General features: G+C 43.8%; 16 protein-coding genes and 1 riboswitch. Of the genes, 13 read left to right on the top strand and 3 right to left on the bottom strand.

Going from position 1 to position 17,948, the window contains the following annotated elements; translation table 11 throughout:
• Window positions 1-148: 148 nt before the first annotated feature.
• Both lexA and dinF read left to right on the top strand, forming a co-directional pair.
• Window positions 149-766: a transcriptional repressor LexA gene (gene lexA / locus QWZ05_RS12015; RefSeq protein WP_290298594.1), complete on the top strand. Its 618-nt coding sequence runs from the start codon at window positions 149-151 to the stop codon at window positions 764-766.
• A 141-nt stretch (window positions 767-907) separates the two neighbouring features.
• Window positions 908-2,179, top strand: a complete 1,272-nt coding sequence (gene dinF, locus QWZ05_RS12010) for an MATE family efflux transporter DinF (RefSeq protein ID WP_390216426.1) — start codon at window positions 908-910, stop codon at window positions 2,177-2,179.
• 53 nt (window positions 2,180-2,232) lie between these two features.
• On the opposite strand, the gene sthA is transcribed toward dinF, so the two are convergent.
• Entirely contained in the window at window positions 2,233-3,633 is a 1,401-nt protein-coding gene (sthA, locus tag QWZ05_RS12005) for a Si-specific NAD(P)(+) transhydrogenase (RefSeq protein ID WP_290298593.1), read from the bottom strand.
• 184 nt (window positions 3,634-3,817) lie between these two features.
• Between sthA and fabR the strand changes: the two genes are divergently transcribed.
• From fabR to QWZ05_RS11965, 9 genes are all read left to right on the top strand, one after another.
• Window positions 3,818-4,459, top strand: a complete 642-nt coding sequence (gene fabR, locus QWZ05_RS12000; protein WP_264878272.1) for an HTH-type transcriptional repressor FabR — start codon at window positions 3,818-3,820, stop codon at window positions 4,457-4,459.
• Window positions 4,459-4,848, top strand: coding sequence for a YijD family membrane protein (locus QWZ05_RS11995; protein WP_264878273.1), 390 nt, complete (start codon window positions 4,459-4,461; stop codon window positions 4,846-4,848). The genes fabR and QWZ05_RS11995 overlap by 1 nt, the downstream gene beginning before the upstream one ends.
• A gap of 273 nt (window positions 4,849-5,121) precedes the next feature.
• A complete protein-coding gene (locus QWZ05_RS11990; RefSeq protein ID WP_290298590.1) occupies window positions 5,122-6,393 on the top strand; it encodes a tyrosine-type recombinase/integrase in 1,272 nt (423 codons plus the stop codon).
• A gap of 238 nt (window positions 6,394-6,631) precedes the next feature.
• Window positions 6,632-6,856: a helix-turn-helix transcriptional regulator gene (locus QWZ05_RS22310; protein ID WP_353958888.1), complete on the top strand. Its 225-nt coding sequence runs from the start codon at window positions 6,632-6,634 to the stop codon at window positions 6,854-6,856.
• On the top strand, window positions 6,777-7,064 hold the full coding sequence (locus tag QWZ05_RS11985; protein ID WP_290298588.1) for a helix-turn-helix transcriptional regulator: 288 nt from the start codon (window positions 6,777-6,779) through the stop codon (window positions 7,062-7,064). The genes QWZ05_RS22310 and QWZ05_RS11985 overlap by 80 nt, the downstream gene beginning before the upstream one ends.
• Window positions 7,065-7,291: 227 nt before the next feature.
• The gene (locus QWZ05_RS11980; protein ID WP_290298586.1) at window positions 7,292-7,846 is read left to right on the top strand and encodes a YagK/YfjJ domain-containing protein; all 555 of its coding nucleotides are present in this window, start codon (window positions 7,292-7,294) and stop codon (window positions 7,844-7,846) included.
• A gap of 472 nt (window positions 7,847-8,318) precedes the next feature.
• Window positions 8,319-8,957: a recombinase family protein gene (locus tag QWZ05_RS11975; RefSeq protein ID WP_290298584.1), complete on the top strand. Its 639-nt coding sequence runs from the start codon at window positions 8,319-8,321 to the stop codon at window positions 8,955-8,957.
• A 290-nt stretch (window positions 8,958-9,247) separates the two neighbouring features.
• Window positions 9,248-10,324: a DUF4297 domain-containing protein gene (locus QWZ05_RS11970; RefSeq protein ID WP_290298583.1), complete on the top strand. Its 1,077-nt coding sequence runs from the start codon at window positions 9,248-9,250 to the stop codon at window positions 10,322-10,324.
• A 51-nt stretch (window positions 10,325-10,375) separates the two neighbouring features.
• The gene (locus QWZ05_RS11965; protein ID WP_290298581.1) at window positions 10,376-12,106 is read left to right on the top strand and encodes an AAA family ATPase; all 1,731 of its coding nucleotides are present in this window, start codon (window positions 10,376-10,378) and stop codon (window positions 12,104-12,106) included.
• Window positions 12,107-12,265: 159 nt separating this feature from the next.
• Here QWZ05_RS11965 and QWZ05_RS11960 read toward each other — a convergent pair whose 3' ends face one another.
• Complete coding sequence (locus tag QWZ05_RS11960) at window positions 12,266-13,678, bottom strand: hypothetical protein (RefSeq protein ID WP_290298578.1); 1,413 nt, start codon at window positions 13,676-13,678, stop codon at window positions 12,266-12,268.
• 222 nt (window positions 13,679-13,900) lie between these two features.
• Entirely contained in the window at window positions 13,901-15,010 is a 1,110-nt protein-coding gene (gene trmA, locus QWZ05_RS11955) for a tRNA (uridine(54)-C5)-methyltransferase TrmA (RefSeq protein WP_290298576.1), read from the bottom strand.
• 168 nt (window positions 15,011-15,178) lie between these two features.
• A riboswitch (cobalamin riboswitch) is annotated at window positions 15,179-15,372 on the top strand.
• A gap of 35 nt (window positions 15,373-15,407) precedes the next feature.
• On the opposite strand from trmA, the gene QWZ05_RS11950 reads away from it, so the two are divergent.
• Together QWZ05_RS11950 and QWZ05_RS11945 are read left to right on the top strand one after the other, a co-directional pair.
• Window positions 15,408-17,231, top strand: a complete 1,824-nt coding sequence (locus QWZ05_RS11950) for a TonB-dependent receptor domain-containing protein (protein WP_290298574.1) — start codon at window positions 15,408-15,410, stop codon at window positions 17,229-17,231.
• A gap of 43 nt (window positions 17,232-17,274) precedes the next feature.
• On the top strand, window positions 17,275-17,934 hold the full coding sequence (locus tag QWZ05_RS11945; protein WP_290298572.1) for a Dph6-related ATP pyrophosphatase: 660 nt from the start codon (window positions 17,275-17,277) through the stop codon (window positions 17,932-17,934).
• Window positions 17,935-17,948 lie beyond the last annotated feature (14 nt).

Raw genomic sequence — 17,948 nt, 5'->3', positions numbered from 1 at the left:
CTAGAATTTGTCCGATTTGTTGCAATTTGTTGTCATTAATTTGATTCCTGTACCAATACTAGGGTGATTAATTTCTAAACACACCTTTCCATTTGATTTTTTACTGGATATACTGACAGTTAACTGTATAAAAAGACAGGTAGCTAACATGAAGCCTTTAACGCCGCGACAACAACAAGTTTTTGACCTAATCAGAAGTAAAATTGACGAAACGGGAATGCCGCCGACGCGTGCAGAAATCGCCCGTGAGCTAGGTTTCCGCTCTGCAAATGCTGCAGAAGAACACCTGAAAGCACTGGCTCGTAAAGAAGCCATTGAAATTATCCCAGGGGCCTCTCGTGGCATTCGAATTTTGCTAGAAGTCGCAAATGAAGAAGAAGGTTTGCCATTGATTGGTCAGGTTGCGGCAGGCGAGCCCATCTTGGCGCAAGAGCATGTTGAAACACACTACCAAGTCGACCCAGGTATGTTTAAGCCACAGGCTGATTTTCTGTTAAGAGTTCACGGCGAGAGTATGAAAGACATCGGAATTATGGATGGCGACTTACTTGCTGTACATAAAACCACAGATGTGCGAAATGGCCAGGTGGTCGTCGCTCGAGTTGATGAAGACGTAACGGTTAAACGCCTAGAAAAACAGGGTGATCGTGTACTGCTTCATGCTGAGAACGAAGAGTTCGACCCTATTGTTGTAGACCCAAGCTACCAAAGCCTAGAAATCGAAGGGCTAGCAGTGGGCATCATCCGCAACACCGACTGGATGTAAGCACGCAAACATTACAAGCCTGTTGGATTTCTAATTCAAGCAGTTACACTCAGTGTTTTAGCTAAACTGAGTGTAACTGTGAACGCCTCTCTTCTCTTCAAATGCTCTCTCCATAGCAGAATCCTTGCCCTAGCGTTGCCTATGGTTCTGTCAAATATTACGGTCCCTTTGCTCGGTTTAGTGGACGCAGCCGTTATTGGGCATCTTGAACATGCTTGGTATCTGGGTGGCGTAGCCCTCGGTAGTACCATGATAAGCGTGACCTTCTGGCTACTTGGTTTTCTTCGTATGTCCACCACTGGGCTGACGGCTCAAGCGGCAGGAGCCAAAGACAAACACGCCTTGGGCCTTACCTTTGTCCAAGGTAGTGCCATGGCATTGCTCTTTGCACTTATCTTTCTTCTATTTCATCAAGTGGTCGCGCAACAAGTTTTTGCCCTTAGCGATGCCAGTGATGATGTGAAGTTCTACGGGGAGCAGTATTTTACGATTCGTGCATGGAGTGCCCCCGCAGCACTGATGAATTTTGTTCTGCTCGGATGGCTGCTTGGAAATCAAGATGCGAAAGCACCGATGTGGATGGTGATCATTACTAACGTGATGAACATTGTATTGGACGTTATTTTCGTTCTCGGGTTGGGCTGGAAAGTTGAAGGGGCAGCCCTAGCGTCGGTTATCGCCGATTATTCAGGAATGAGCTTCGGTCTGTGGTGCGTCTTTCGGATTTGGCTTGCGCAAAACTTGCCAAATCCCAAGCTACTGTTCAGAGATATGGCGAACAACATTGGACGCTTTGTGCGTCTAAACCGAGATATTTTTCTGCGTTCACTGTGTTTGCAAGTCACCTTGAGCTTCATGACGTTTCAGGGAGCGAGCTACGGAGACAATGTAGTTGCGGCCAACGCGGTGTTGATGAGTTTTTTGATGATCATCTCTTATGGTATGGATGGTTTTGCTTACGCGATGGAGGCCATGGTCGGCAAGGCCATAGGAGGCAAGAGTCGCGATGAGCTGAAAGAATCTATCATAGGGACATTCTTTTGGGGGACTCTAATTTGTTCGGTTCTTAGTGCAGTGTTCTTGTTATTCGGTGAGTCGCTTATTGGCCTGATCACGAATATTGAACAGGTTAGAAGTGTCGCTTATCAATATTTGCCTTGGTTGGTCGCTATGCCGTTGGTCTCTTTATGGGCATTTTTGCTTGATGGGCTATTTATTGGTGCAACCAAGGGTAAAGACATGCGAAACAGTATGTTTGTCGCAACGAGTAGCTTTTTCCTTACCTTTTGGTTGGTGTCAGATCTTGGTAATCATGCCCTGTGGCTAGCCATGAGTCTTTTCATGGGAATGCGAGGCATAGGCTTAGCTGTACTGTTTACTAGACAGTGGCGTCGAGGTCAGTTCTTAACATAATAGAGTGAAAAATGGGGAGCGAGAGGCTCCCCACTTTATTACAAACCAGATGCTTAAAATAGACGGTTCAGACCATTGAGAGCGGCAACGCGATACGCTTCAGCCATCGTGGGATAGTTGAACGTCGTATTCACAAAATATTCAATGGTATTCGCTTCGCCCTTTTGTTCCATGATGGCTTGGCCGATGTGAATGATCTCGGCGGCACGTTCTCCAAAGCAATGTATCCCGAGGATTTCTTTCGTCTCTCGATGAAAGAGAATCTTTAAACTACCAATATCTTTACCTGCAATTTGTGCGCGTGCGAGGTGTTTAAACGAGCTTCTTCCTACTTCGTAAGGCACTTTTGCTGCGGTGAGCTCTTGCTCTGTTTTACCCACAGAGCTGATCTCTGGGATGGTATAAATACCCGTGGGGATATCTTCGATCAAATATCCCTGAGCCTCACCTGTCGTAATCGCCTGAGCGACAAAACGACCTTGATCGTACGCTGCACTTGCAAGGCTTGGGTAACCAATGACATCACCCACTGAATATACATGGCCCACCTCAGTTTGATAATTGCCATTGACTGCCACTTGCCCTCGCGAGTCAGGGGTTAGCCCCACCACTTCAAGGTTAAGTTTATCAGTGTTGCCGGTTCGCCCGTTGGCATAAAGAATACAGTCAGCCTTCATTTTCTTACCGGATTTAAGATGCACAATCACACCATCGTCAGTGCCTTCAACCTTTTCATAGGTCTCATCGTTACGAATAATGACGCCACTGTTCCAAAAGTGATAGGAAAGGGCATCAGAGGTTTCGTTGTCTAAGAAGGCGAGTAGACGATCTCGAGTGTTGATAAGGTCAGTCTTAACCCCAAGACCACGGAAGATAGAGGCATATTCACAGCCGATCACTCCGGCACCATAAATGATGATGTGTCGAGGGTCATGCTTAAGGCGCAAAATGGAGTCACTGTCGTAGATTCGCGGGTGGTTAAAATCAACATCATTGGGCTGATAAGGGCGGGAGCCTGTCGCGATAACAAAACGATCGGCGCTGTACTCTTCAACACTACCATCTTGCTTGGTGACTTCTACAGTATGAGTACTATTGAAGCGCGCAGTGCCAAAAATCAGCGTGCAGTGGTTGCGGTCATAAAACCCTTGCCTTAAGCGTGTTTGCTTATCGACGACAGATTTAGCATGGCCGAGAATATTGGAGAAGGTGCTGTGCAAGCTAGAGTTATTGTGACAAAAAAGAGGGTTACTGTTGAACTCAATGATACGACTAACCGCATGCCTAAGGGCTTTTGATGGAATCGTTCCCCAGTGTGTACACCCGCCACCGACGCTACTCTCTTTCTCAATGACAGCAACATTCAATCCAGCTTTGGTTAATCCCATTGCTGCCCCTTCTCCGCCAGGGCCACTACCTATAACGATTACATCAAAGTGGTTACTCTGTGCCATACTCTTTCCTTGCTAGCGTGGTTAACATTTTGATAGCGCAATATTAACGCAATTGTCCTTTGGGTACAGTGATTCGCATTGATAGAGTGCAGGCGATCACGCAGAAACCCGAAGAGCAGTGCTTAAGCAATGCTAGAGAACCATGTATAGTGTGGTCGATAGTGATTACAAGGTATGTAGAGTTATGAAACCTAACGGGATTCGTGCCCAGCAAAAAGAAAAAACGCGCCGTTCATTAATTGATGCTGCATTCAGCCAGCTGAGTACCGAGCGTAGCTTTTCCAACTTGAGTTTACGAGAAGTCGCTCGAGAAGCCGGTATTGCCCCGACCTCATTTTACCGTCACTTCAAAGATATGGATGAGCTAGGTTTGACGATGGTTGATGAAGGCGGCCTGTTGCTGCGTCAACTGATGCGCCAAGCTCGTCAGCGTATTGTCAAAGAGGGCAGTGTGATTCGGACCTCGGTAGAGACCTTTATGGAGTTCATCGAGTCGAGTCCAAACGTCTTTCGTCTACTATTACGCGAGCGCTCTGGCACATCTTTCGAATTTCGTGCGGCAGTAGCGCGAGAAATTCAGCATTTTGTGGCAGAGTTAACTGAATACTTGATCGGTTCAGGTATGACACGTGAAGAAGCATTTGTTCAGGCGGAAGCCTCAGTGACTTTGGTTTTTAGTTCTGGCGCTGAGGCACTAGACTTGAACAAAACGGAGCGAGATGAGCAGGCCGAGCGATTAATTCTTCAGTTAAGGATGATTGCAAAAGGTGCTCACTGGTATCGTAAAGAACGTGAACGAAACAGAAATAAAGGTGATTATAAATAATGGAAAATACAACACCAGCTCAACAACGATCAGAGAAAAAACCGTTAATTTTAGCTCTGATTGCCGGTATGTGTGGCGATGCTATCCTCTCTTGGATGACCATTACCTCAGTACCATTTTCAATATTTCCTTGGATTGCGATGGCGTTAGCAGTTCAAGCGTTATACCAAGATTACTTAGTTAACCCAGTATCTGAGGATATGCCTTTGGTAGGTTTGGCATGTTTTCTTGTTGGTGGTTTTGGCCACTCAGCTTTTGTAAAGGCACAGTACCCTGAAGCTGGCTCGAACTTTTTCTCAATTATGATCTTAATGGGGTTACTGTTCTGGCTAGGAAGAAAGCTCGGTTACATTGGGGCCATGAAAAAAGCCGAATCGAACGACCTATAGCTCATACAATAAACCCTCGCCAAGCGAGGGTTTATTGTTTTAGGTTAGGCTAAGTATTTACTTACGCTCTAGCATCACACCCGCTTCCATGTGGTGGGTGTATGGAGTAGCTTGTTCAATGACGTTCATTGTTGTTCAGTATCTCAATGTAAGTCAATGATTATACTGAATTGTGTTTGTGGTGCTTGTTTCGCGATGTTTCAATAAATGCAATAATAACCCATCTTTTCCCGTACCCAATGCTGTACCCAGCACCTGAGATGATTGGTTATTATGACAAAGCGAATTAGTAGTAACGCCACCTTACAAGCACTTAAACCCCAAGATAAAGAGTTCGTAATTGCCGATAGAAAAATCGAAGGACTTAATATCAGGGTGCGTCCTACTGGCACAATGACTTGGATATTTCGGTTTCAGATAGGAAAGAAGCACCAAAAAATCTCAATGGGGCGATACATTAGAACAAACCCTGAAAGGGGGATGACGCTAGAGCAGGCAAGAAAAGAGGCTGGTCGGTATCGCAGTTGGCTTGAGAACAACAAGAATCCTAAGGATGAACTTGCGCGGGAGAAACGAGCGCAAGAAGAAGCCAAGACATTTGATGATGCATTTAATAGCTTTGACTCTAACCGCTTGTCTAAACAACTACGTGGCGATCAGTCGAGAACAATCTACTTACGTGATATCAAACCGTTTATTGGTGGCGTTAAGCTAGCTGAATTGAGCATTATCGATCTTAATAAAGTCTTCGATGCCAAGGTGGACAAGGATGGGAACCGTATGGCTGGGGCTATAGGTGTATGCCATAAGATCATTAATCAAGTTATCAACCATGCTATGGCGATGAATATGCTTGATTCTCACCCCGCACCAAAACAAAAAGCAAAAGATGTTGGTGGTGGCTCCAAAGTTACAAAACGAAACCTCACTTTTCCTGAGCTTAAGCTACTGTTAGCTAGCTTGGACGACTGGCGAACAGACCCTTCTAATATTCGCTTGGTTCGTTTCTTGTTGGGGTGTGGGCAGCGTATCAGTGCTGTACTTGAGATGCGTTGGAGCGAGTTAGATCTAGATAACAGAGTTTGGTTACTTCCTGCTAGCTCCGAAGAGCGCCACACTAAAAGCCCTGATAGTCGTAAAGTACCGTTAAGTGATTATCTCATCGAGTTACTGCGTGAGCAGCGTAAAAGTATCCCAAACAAGCGGAAGTTGGTTTGGCCTCAAATGAGTTCAGATAAAACTCAAGAGCCTGCGGCTATTCGCTCACTCATCAAACGCAATCTTCCAGAAGATCTTGAGCGGTTTTCTCCACATGACTTGCGTCGTACTTTTATTAGTCGATGTAGTGAAATGGGGCTCAGTATTGTTGCAATAGAAAAAGCCGTAGGCCACCAGCTTCCAGCTATGCTGCGAGTGTACAACCACCATGATTACTTCGATGAACAATTGTCAGTAATGCAGAGCTGGGGGAGTAAGCTAGATGAGTTGGCTATGGTAAACGTAGTTCCTCTGTCATCAAAGAAGGCTGCGTTAGCGTCACCTTAATTGGTTTTATGTTGTGGTGTTGCTGTCCGCACGTAGAGTTTAAGTTACAGCATGGTTCCAAAAAACCAACGGTTTGGGAACTGCCCCTGATCTGCTACTGATAAATCTGTAAGTAAGATCACGCTGCCAAACATCCACGCCCAAAACCATTTGAAACATACTAAACCACCAAATAGGATTTCCTTCTCTCTCACTCCAAACGAAAAATTTTACTGAATTAGACATTTGGAGCCGTTTCATGGAAAACAAATCAAAGTTTATTAACAACCGATACATCAGAGAAAAAGAGCGTGCTGCTATGACTGGCATCTCTCGGACAACCGTATGGCGGATGGAAAAGGCAGGGACGTTTCCAAAAAGAGTCAAGATTAGTGAGCGCTTAATTGGGTATTTGCTCTCCGACGTCACTGACTGGATGGAATGCAGAGCAAGTGGGCAAGAATGGAGTGATATCCGTGTTTGACCCCTGTCGAGCTCATGCTGTTGGGTTTGAGAGCACCATAGATGCTTATGTTTATCTAAGTGACCTTACCCATGCCATTGGCGTTACAGCCAGCACCATAAGGAAGTGGATTGCCAAAAAACAGTTTCCAGAGCCATATGGCGATGACTTTGGTAAGCACGTTTGGCTGGTGGCGGAGCTACCTGACTGGTTAAAGGTAGTTTTTTAAACGAACGTTTTTTCTTGGACTTAAAGATGGGGCAGGCAACTGCCCCTTTCTTTTGCTTCAACCTGAAACATCATAGAACACGGTTACTAACCCAGTAGGTAATTGTATAAGCGTGAAAGGATTAGAAAATTGAGCAAGCCCTTATACTGTATAGGCTCCGGGGCATCTAAATCGTAATGGTTAAGCAGGTAATTAATAATATACCCCGCTCAGGGGCTAGGGTTCCCGTGAAGTTGATTCGATATGCTGGGAGTGTTTGGCGGTACTCTAAATATCCAGAAGGTGTGATAAAGAAGAACCTAGAGAGAATCATTGACCAACTTCTAGCGATGCTGGATAGATATTCTGAAGTGCTGGTGATTAGATTCGATCTTCAGCTAAAAATCAACCCCAAGTCAAACCAGTTTCTGTCTGAGTTTCTCGCTAGGTTGGTCAGAGAGCTAAAAATACATTATGAATGTGATGTCGGATATGTGTGGGCTAGAGAGCAGACAGTGACAGCTGAGTTCCCGCACTATCACGTGGCAGTCATGCTTAACGAGAGTAAGGCAAATAATTCAAGGTATACGATTAAGGCTGCGACCAAGATCTGGAAGTCTCTTGGGGGACATCACGTTACTTTCCCTGAAGGGAACGCGTATTTTGTTGCTGGTCGTTCCGATCAGGAGAGTCAAGTTGCAGCTGTCCATAGGATAGGCTACCTAGCGAAGAAAGATACCAAAGCACCGAAAAGTGCTGTGATGAGAAGATATGGTGCTAGTCAGTTAGCTCGTAAGTTATAACAACTAACCAGCAATTTATAGCCAAAATCGATTCGGTGAAAAAAGATCAATCGACTCACCAGTGTTACCGTTGCGTTAACGAAAGGTAACGGAGTGAGTCTCTTTTGTGCACGCTTTAATTGCGCAGTGAGAACACAATCTTTGAGGCATCTTTCAGCACAAAAGATCAACACAGTGCGCACTTTGAATGATGGACTTTTGTCTACTGCGCAATTTTATCAAGAGGCCACTCCACCAGCACACAAAGTAAGCAAGTTTCAATAAGGTTTGGAACACTACCCCCCTGAGCATCCGCGTATTTGGTGCGGGTATGTTTTTGGGCAGGCGTTAGTTGTTGTGATCTTTGCTGGTGGTTGTGTGTCATATAAGTCTATTCAAAATAACTATGAACCATCCTAGTTCTTATGGCTGGTTTCATAACCTTAAAGAACTATACTTCTTATAAGTATCTAAAAGAACCATGGAGTGTTCAATGAAGCTAAGAGCTTACCTACGAGCATCTACAGATGAACAAAACGCTGAACGCGCCAAACAGTACGTTACAGATTTTGCTCATTCACATAATCAGGTTATCTACCAGTTCTATGTAGAAAACGAAAGTGGTCGCAAATATGACCGCCCAGAGTTAAACAAGCTCATTGATGAGTCTGAGGATGGTGATGTGATATTGGTAGAGCAGGTAGATCGCCTCACTCGCATGACAACCGAGGATTGGGAGAAGCTAAAGGACAAGCTCAAATCTCACGGTGTTCAAGTAGTCGCCATCGACCTACCAACCAGTTATCAGGTGTTGTCACCAGTATCAGATGAGCTTACCAACGACGTTATGAAGGCCGTATTGAAGGGCATCAATAGCATGATGCTTGATATCCTTGCTGCAATGGCATCAAAGGACTATGAAGACCGTCGTCGTCGTCAAGCTGAGGGTATTGCACAGAACAAGGACAAGTTCAGAGGGAAGCAACAAACTCAAGAAACAGTTGATAAGTGCTTGAGAGCCAACAAGCTGATAGATGAAAACAAACTATCTCAAATACAAGCGTGCAAGCTGGCTAACGTGTCGATTTCTACATGGCGTAGGTTCAACAAGTCAGCAATGAAAACTCAATGATTAGACTTTTATGTCTTACTGTACAAAACTTAATGTTCCTTATGCCAGCCCTCCAGTTTTCAGCTAAAAATTAGAGCATCAGTGGCCGTGAGTTATTTTGGCGAAAGTTAATTTCTATCAAGCATGTATCAGAACCTTTGACTTGATCTGACGATAGAGCATTTCATATCACAAGATAAATATCTGACTAAACTCAAATTAATCATATGGCCAAAGATTACACCACCTGTGCCTGTGGTAGCATATACTGCAAAATAAGGGTTGAGTTACCTGTGTAATGGTTGGGGTACATGGTTGATAACATTTTAAATGAGCCACAAAGGGAAACCTCAGGAGCTGAGACCTTTGCGAAATACGAATTTCAGTTTCACTGGGCTTTATGCAAGATTATTCAAAAACATCAAAAGCAAGAAGACTATGCGTTGTTAATTGAGTACCACGAAGATGTAGTCATTGCTGACTCTTTAGATGGTAGACGTGCCAACTTTGATTTTTACCAAGTAAAAAATAAGACAGGGGCCCAGTACACGCTAAATAGTCTGACGAAGCAAGAGTCCGGAAAAAGTAGTAAGAAAAATTCGGTCCTAGGAAAGTTGCTTAGCTCTTGTGTTGGTACACAATATGAAAGCAGAATAACCGAAATCGGTTTGGTTGCTTCTAACGGCTTCAATTTGGATCAAGAAAACAATGAGTTAAAGCTCGATATAATTTCCGTTGGTGACTTATCAGAAACTTGTACAAGAGAGCTGGCTGACAAGCTCGATTTGGAGTTGGGTTCAAGTCAAATCCCTAGCAACCTCAAGTTCATTATTCCAACAATACAAATAGCTAATCAACGAGAGTACGTAATCACTAAATTTGCTGATCTCGTCGACTCGCTGTTTCCTAATGGTTTTTGTAATGCAGTATCCATTTATAGAGCTATTATCGATGAGATCCACAGGAAAGGGATAGTGAAATATGACTTTCCAGACTGGGAGAGGTTGGTCGATGAGAAATCACTAACTTCATATACTGTTAAAGACGTAATAGCGGTGAACACGAAACATTCTTCTACTGACCGTATGATCGATGACTTGAGCAGCTTGAGAGATGAGCTGTGTTGGAGTTTCTCAACTTTTAAGGGATATCGTAGAAGGATAGAAAAGCTGTTAATCCAGAGAACAGGTATGCTAAGTGCGTTCGAACTAAATAGGATGAAGATGATTGAGGATTGTATTGATTCTATCGATCCAGAAAAACACAGTACGTTGAAGGATGGTTTTGAAAAGCAGATATCAAAGCTTAAAAGTGACCTCCCTGCAGAGACTTTCAATGATGATACTGAGATTATGACAGAAGTACTTTACCTTTATCTAAAGGACTGAACATGAACCAGAACTATAAGTTATTGATTAGAAACTTGAGGAAAAGAAAACATGAAAGGCTTGCAATTCAGACGGTTAGTTCTGGTGTCAGATACGAAAAGACTTGCGAATCAGTTCGACTTCCCGAATCGCTTGAATCTCGTTACCGGAAAAGATAACAGTATAGGTAAGTCTACACTAGTTAAGAGCATTCTTTGGGCCTTTGGTTGTGAGCCCGCCTTCGACGGTGAGTGGAAGTCGCATGATGTAAAGGCACTGCTATACTTCGAAATTAATGGAAAAAGCCATTATGTCACGCGCTATCAGAACACAATGGTACTCAATGGTAAAAAGTTTGATGGCGTGAGTGGTGCGTACTCAGAAGCATTTGCGAAGCTCGTCGGATTCAAGCTCAAACTACACAACCGTAATGATGATACTGAGCTACAAGTTCCGCCACCAGCCTTCTATTTTCTCCCATTTTATATTGATCAGTTAAAAAGCTGGAGTGAGCCATGGGCGTCATTTGAAAAGCTGGGGCAATATAGTAAGTGGAAACCAACAGTAGTTAAGTATCACTCTGGCTATATTGGTTCCGAGCACTTCGAAATTGAAGAAAGTATTTGCGAGCAGAAGAAAATCGTAAACGAAGCCAATCGTCAAATTCAGCGGATTGACTCTGCAATTGAAGTATTAGATGAGGTTAAATCTAATACCTCTGTTGCTGTTAGTGAAGAGCAATTTGATGCTGTCCAAACCGAAATCCAAGATGAGCTTGGTCAATTTGTTTCGGTGCAAGTTAGATTGTTTGAAGCACAGGCGGAAACTAAAGCGGAGTTATATGAACTTGAAAAGCAACTAGAGTTGGCTGATAGCTCCATCAACGAGTTAGAACAGGACTATGCTTTCGCCGTAGAGTCTGTAACAGGGGATGTATTGGAGTGCCCGTTATGTGGGGTCCGGCATGATAATTCATTAGCTAGTCGAGCGGTGTTACTTGCTGATAAAACCGTGATGCAGGAGCAAGCACAATCAATTAGAAATGAGATTGCTGATAAAAAGAACACGCTTAATTCTATCAACTCTGACCTTGAAGGGGTCAGAGAAGAAGTAGCTAGAATCAACCAAAAATATATCGTTTCAGAGGCCAAGGAAGAAGCCGAAGGGGCAGCATTTGCATGTGTACTAGGGCGTATTGCCCAGAGTAATGTAACTAATAACGTGGTTCGAACCAAGGAGAGTCACCTAGAGGTGTCAACTAAGGCAGAACAAAGCCAGAAAGACCTGAAGAAAGACCAGAGAAAACTATTGCCTAACGTAACTCGCAAAACGTTGGGAGAGTTTTTTGTAGGGAACCTGATAGAGAACATAAAAGTTCTTGGTGCAGAGGGTTTAAATCTCAGTAAAGTGAAGCATCCGACAGACTATAACAAGCTAATGGGAGGGGGAGCTGCGGAAGGAACTCGCGGATTACTTGCATACCAAATAGCTATCTTAAGGCAAAGTGAGTTTGCCCAGAATTGTATAACTGCTCCATTTATAGTTGATACACCTAATCAGCAAGAGCAGGCGGTGCATAGGTATGAAAAAGTGGTAGAGGTGATTATGGAAAACGTTCCGAAGACTTCTCAAATTATTATGTGTGGTATGGAAAACTCTGCTTTAGATGTTTTTGCATCGAAAGCACACATAATAGAGCTTGATGAACATAAGTTGCTCAGAAAAGAGGAATACGAAGCGTGCTCAGCCGAGGTTATGCTTCTTAATTGTGATAATCCATCAAGCCTTATACCTGAGAAGTAATTTTGATAGATAGCAGTAAAGCTTGTGTGTGGAGACTACCCTGTATCCCGTCTTTACTGAAAATAAATTAACCGTACTACTTAAGCTTGCAGTGAATATTGTTTTTCTGCAAAAAACTGCAAGCCGGGAGAGTAGTTGGACCATCGAATAGCTATTGTTTTATTTTCGATTCAACTTTTCAGTCTGTTTGATAGCATAGCGGACAAGTTCACCACTGATGGTGCTGATAAACGTTTCTCTACTTTTTTTGATGTTCGGCAGAGTAGGACGGAAGTTTTCAAATTTATTAATGATAGCCTGCTCAATATCGTAGCAGTCCCGGTGAAGAGCTTGCGCAGACCATAGTGTGTCGATTAACTCAGCACAAAAGTCCCTGGCATAGCACTTTTCGCGAAATTCCTCATCAAACGCCCTTCCCACTTTAACGAAGAGAACATTAGTTTTCTTTTGTCGGTACAATTTTAGATAGACATTATCGGGCTCTAGCTCTCTGCCGGGGATATACCCATAGCCGAACCCACGACTGGCCTGTTGAAGCTCACTGCACTTGGAGCAGCTCACTGCCATATTCAAGAATGCGCTAAGGTTAGTATTGCAGGTGTGCTTCTTTCTGCATATCCAATTAAAAGTGCTACTATTGGCGTTTCCAGTATAAGCCTCCCAGCCACACCATTCTCCTTCTAGCTTTTTCAAACGTTTTTTGACCATATACTCCCGTTCTTTTTGCGAGTAATTGTAGTCGTTTGAACACCTGCAAGGCTTTTTCCCCTCACTCATATTACTCAACCGAGACCGGAATATTGCTGGTCCAACGTTGGCCTGAACAAATTCATCACATTCACAGGTAGGGCATGTGACTTCGACAAAGAAATAGGCATCTTGGCCCTCAATCTCTTTTTCCAAGATACGCTTAACCCTACCTCCGGGTAACAGGGCGCCGTTTTCAATGAATTTTTGTGTCAGTGTCTCATCGTCAATACGTGTTTTTTCTGAAGTCCTGATTTTTGCAGTCACAGGATCCCACTGGCCCCCCAAAAAATTGTCAATCAAGCACCACCAAACACTACCGTCGTTGCATTTAACAATCTCTCCGTTATTGCGATTAATAAACGATACCATGATATCTGAATTGATGGTTCCACCATCAAACGCTCGAAATTGATAATGACAATCTGGTCCACGCAGTTCAATTTCTCTTTTTATCAATAAAATGTATTGAGCTTCGGTCCAGTTAAACTGGCCACAACACGCGCATGGCACCTTGTTGTTGTCAAGGTTAGACTTGGTGCAATAGAAAAGGTCCTGAAATAAGTCTGGATCTTGGTGGCAACGATCGCAGACAAGCCCCAATTTCTTTTTACTACTTGTTAAACCATTATCACCAACAACCGTAAGTTTACCTTCTGGCGTGGGGTATTTTTTTCCTACAGGAGTGTACCTATTTAGACTCTTGATTCCCGGCTTAGCAATTAGCTCTGCAGGTCTACCGAGGGCTGTAGGTTTGAACAGTTTGAACTTTCGGTTTTGGCTATTAATGCGGCCTCTCCTTGTGACACGAATTACTACAGGCATATCTATACACACGCGTAAGAGCAAGTGGCTTAGATTACATATGAAGAGATATAGCTCATATAAGAGTTGGAAAAAGAAGGAGTATAAGAGAACGGTCTGTTGGTATGCTTGAGAATCAGTAATAGTAGGGGGAATAGAAAGTTGTCACTGGTCTGTGCCCCCTCCCGTACCCCAAGCCGTACCCAGAGTCGTTAACTCAATTGTGAAATGGTGGTTAATCCTTTATTTTATGCGCTCTAGCATCACACCCGCTTCCATGTGGTGGGTGTATGGGAACTGGTCGAATAAAGCGAAACGAGTGATTTTGTGCGTTTCACCAAGAATCTCTAGGTTCTGTTTAAGGGTTTCTGGGTTACAAGAGATATACAGGATGCGCTCATAGCCCTGAACCATGCGACAAGTATCGTCATCCATACCCGCACGCGGTGGATCAACGAAGATTGTGTTGCAGTTATAACTCTTAAGATCAACGCCAGCATCTTTCAAGCGGCGGAACTCTCGTTTACCTTCCATTGCCTCAGTAAACTCTTCGGCAGACATTCGGATAATTCGCACATTTTCGATGTTATTCGCTGCGATATTGTATTGCGCAGACTCAACAGAAGGCTTAGCTAATTCAGTCGCCAATACTCGCTCGAAGTTTTGAGCAAGTGCAAGAGAGAAGTTGCCATTACCACAGTACAGCTCTAGCAGGTCACCTTGACTGTGTTGAGTACAATCTACTGCCCACTCCAACATCTTCTCAGCAACTTTACCGTTTGGCTGCGTGAAGCTATTTTCTACTTGTTGGTAGATGTAGGTGTCACCATTAACGTTGAGCTTTTCAATTACGTAGTCTCGGTCCAATACAATCTTCATTTTGCGAGCACGGCCAATCAGGTTCAAGTTGAAGCCTTCGTCATTCAAACGTTGCTTTAGAGCTTTCGCTTCTTCAATCCAAGCTTCATCAAGTTGGCGATGGTAGAGCAAAGAAACTAGGATCTCGCCGCTTAGCGTAGACAGGAAATCCACTTGGAATAGCTTACGACGTAATGTGTCATTCCCTTTCATGGCTTCCATTAAGAGAGGCATCAAATCATTGATTAGACGACTTGCCGTCGGGAATTGATCAACACGGTACTTTTCACGCGTCTCTTGGTTAAACATGATGTAATAAATATCATCGCCGTCATGCCATACGCGGAACTCTGCACGCATGCGGTAATGCTGCTCTGGTGATTCAAACACTTCCAGCTCTGGAGTTCCAAAGTCAGTGAACATATCAGTGAGACGTGTGACTTTGTCAGCCAATTGCTGCTGGTAGGTTTGTGGGTTTACATCAAGAGAAGCCATAGCATTACCTTATCGGTGCATTTTTCAAAGAGAGCGCAGATTTTATTCAATCCCACTATGATGTCCAGCCTATCAGTAAAATAATCCTACTCTGGCTACCATAGGTAGTTTAGCTCATGACAGATATAGATTATTCCTATCTTATCTAGACATTCTATTAGTTGCGCAATACCATGCCTGCAAGCTGGTGGCTTCTATTTATAAAAGCCTGAAAAGGGAATCTGGTGAGAGTCCAGAACTGACGCGCAGCGGTATAAGAGAACGACCCCCCAATAGACACTGTTTTTAGGATAAAAACGGGAAGTCGGGGCAGTAGGCTTTAGCTCTTGAGTCCGAATACCTGCCAGCGGCTAAGCAAACATTGCTTAGTAGGATTTTCGCGATTTAGGAAACAATAATGAACAAGTCTATTTTAGCGGTGGCAGTGGCATCGCTGCTTTCTCACGCCCATTCTATACATGCTCAAGAAGTTACCGTTGATGAAACGATGGTAGTGACGGCCAACCGTTTTGAGCAATCACAAGCCACAACGCTGGCGCCCATCTCTGTAGTCACTCGTGACGAGATTGAAGCATATCAAGCAAATTCAATCACAGAAGTGTTGCGCAGATTGCCAGGGGTTGAAATTGCGCAGAATGGAGGTCGTGGACAAAATGCCTCTATTTTCCTTAGGGGGACCAATAGTGATCACGTATTGATATTGATTGATGGTGTCCGTATCAACTCCTCCGCGGGGGGAGTGGCAATTAATCACGTACCAGTAGGTTTAGTTGAAAGACTCGAGGTGATGCGAGGTCCTGGTGCTGCGATCTACGGATCAGATGCTATTGGTGGGGTCATCAATATTATAACTCGCTCTCAGCGAGGCGATGAGGCTAAGAGTGTTGAAGTTGGAGTTGGGAGTAACAGTAGCAAGAAAGCTAATATAGCTGCAAAAGCTGATGTGAGTGACGATGGGCACTTTCAAGTCGGTGCTGGATATGAGTCGACGAAGGGCTACGATATCAAGGTACCAGCAACGAATATTGACTACGGCTATGAGAATAAAAATATGCTCGTTGGGTATGAGCATGAGTTTGGTCCAAACTGGAAGGGTTACGTTTCCGCGCTTTGGATGGAAAGTTTGACTGACTATGATTCATGGGGCCTTATGCATGGATATTCTGAAAACCAGAGTTTTACGGGGCAGTTGGATTACAACAAAGACGATTACCTATCTAAGTTTACAATAAACTATCAGCAAACTGAGAAAACAGACTATTCACAATCAGAGGGCTACGATAATGCGAGTACTAAAGCTGAAATCGAGCTCACCCAAATTCAATGGGCAAATCTCTACCAGTTGAATGATGAGCTAGCATTGGGTGCTGGAGTAGATGGTCGAAGAGAAAAGCTCAAAGATGGAGCAAAAAACTATGGGAGCCCTCATGTTCTCGCAGGGGAAAGCAGAGATACAAAAGGCATCTATGCTACATCATTGGCGACTTTCAACAGACTAACATTGGAAGCTAATGCTCGATTCGATGAACATGATGAATATGATGATTATACGACTTGGTCTATTGCTGGTGGTTATCAAATTGATGAGTCGCATAGAGTTAGAGCAAGCTATGGTACGGCTTTTAAAGCACCAACCTACTCTGATTTAACTACCACACCCGATCTCAAACCGGAAGAGTCAGAGAATATTGAGGTGGGAGTAAGTGGTCATTACAGCTTGGCGAGTTGGAATGTTTCAATCTACGATAACCAAGTAGACAATCTAATTATCTGGTACAGAGATTCAGCGAACAACTGGTACTCGGATAATGTAGACGCACGGATTAAAGGGATTGAATTTGACGTTAACTTCGATACTGGGCCAGTTAATCACACCGTAGTGGCAGAATACAAAGATCATAAAGATGACAATGATGTCCAGTTAGCCCGTAGAGCAAAAGAAAATTACAAGTGGATTGCATTTGCAAGCCTAGGGGATTTTGAAGTGAGCTCTACTTACACGTATACGGGTGAGCGTCTGGATTTACCATCGGAGACCCCTTCAAGTGATGACTATATCCCATCGACTAGTTTGTGGGATGTCTCTGTGGGATATTGGATTGCTCAGAATATGGTCTTACGAGCTCGAGTAGATAACTTGTTTAATGAAGAATATGAGTTGGCTAAGGGGTACAAGGCTCCAGAGCGAGCATATTTTGTCTCTGCAAAGATCGATTTTTAAGTTAATTTAAACCGCCCTTGGGCGGTTTTTTCATGAGATAACAATGAAAAACGTAATCATAAGCTGGTCATCAGGGAAGGATTCAACACTGACGCTCCAGAGACTCTTAGCTGATCAACACTACAATGTAGTAGGTCTATTCACGACCTATGTAGAAGATGCTGTCCCGTTTCAAGCTACACCAATAGATGTCGTTAAAGCACAGGCAAGCGCCATTGGTTTACCGTTAGTCCTTATACCATTGAATGAAACATTTCCCTCAAATGAGGTATATCAAACGACGATAGTGACCGCGCTCAAAGAGAGTGGCCTCGCAATAGACGCTGTAGCTTTTGGAGATATGTATTGTAATGGCATTGCCGAGTACCGAAAAAGCTATATAGAACCACAGGGTTGGGAGTGCGTATTGCCACTACTTGGAGCATGTACCATCAAACTAGCGAATGAAATCATCCAAAGTGGTATCGAGACAACCATCACGACAGTAGATACAACTCAATTGACAGCAGAGTATTGTGGGCTCGCGTATAACAAACAGTTAATTGCCACTCTTCCTAATGGTGTAGACCCTTGTGGCGAAGACGGAGAGTTTCACACACTCGTAACGAATAGCCCTGCTTTCAAACGCCCTCTTCAAATCCAATTGTCTCACCAGGAAAATGACGGTCGGTTCCAATATCAGAGATACAAGTATATTGCTTAATTTTTAGCAGTCGC

It is taken from the genome of Vibrio agarivorans, assembly GCF_030409635.1.
Lineage (GTDB): Bacteria > Pseudomonadota > Gammaproteobacteria > Enterobacterales > Vibrionaceae > Vibrio > Vibrio agarivorans.
The sequence above is the reverse complement of the archived record's forward strand: the minus strand, read 5'-3'. Positions and strand labels throughout refer to the sequence as shown.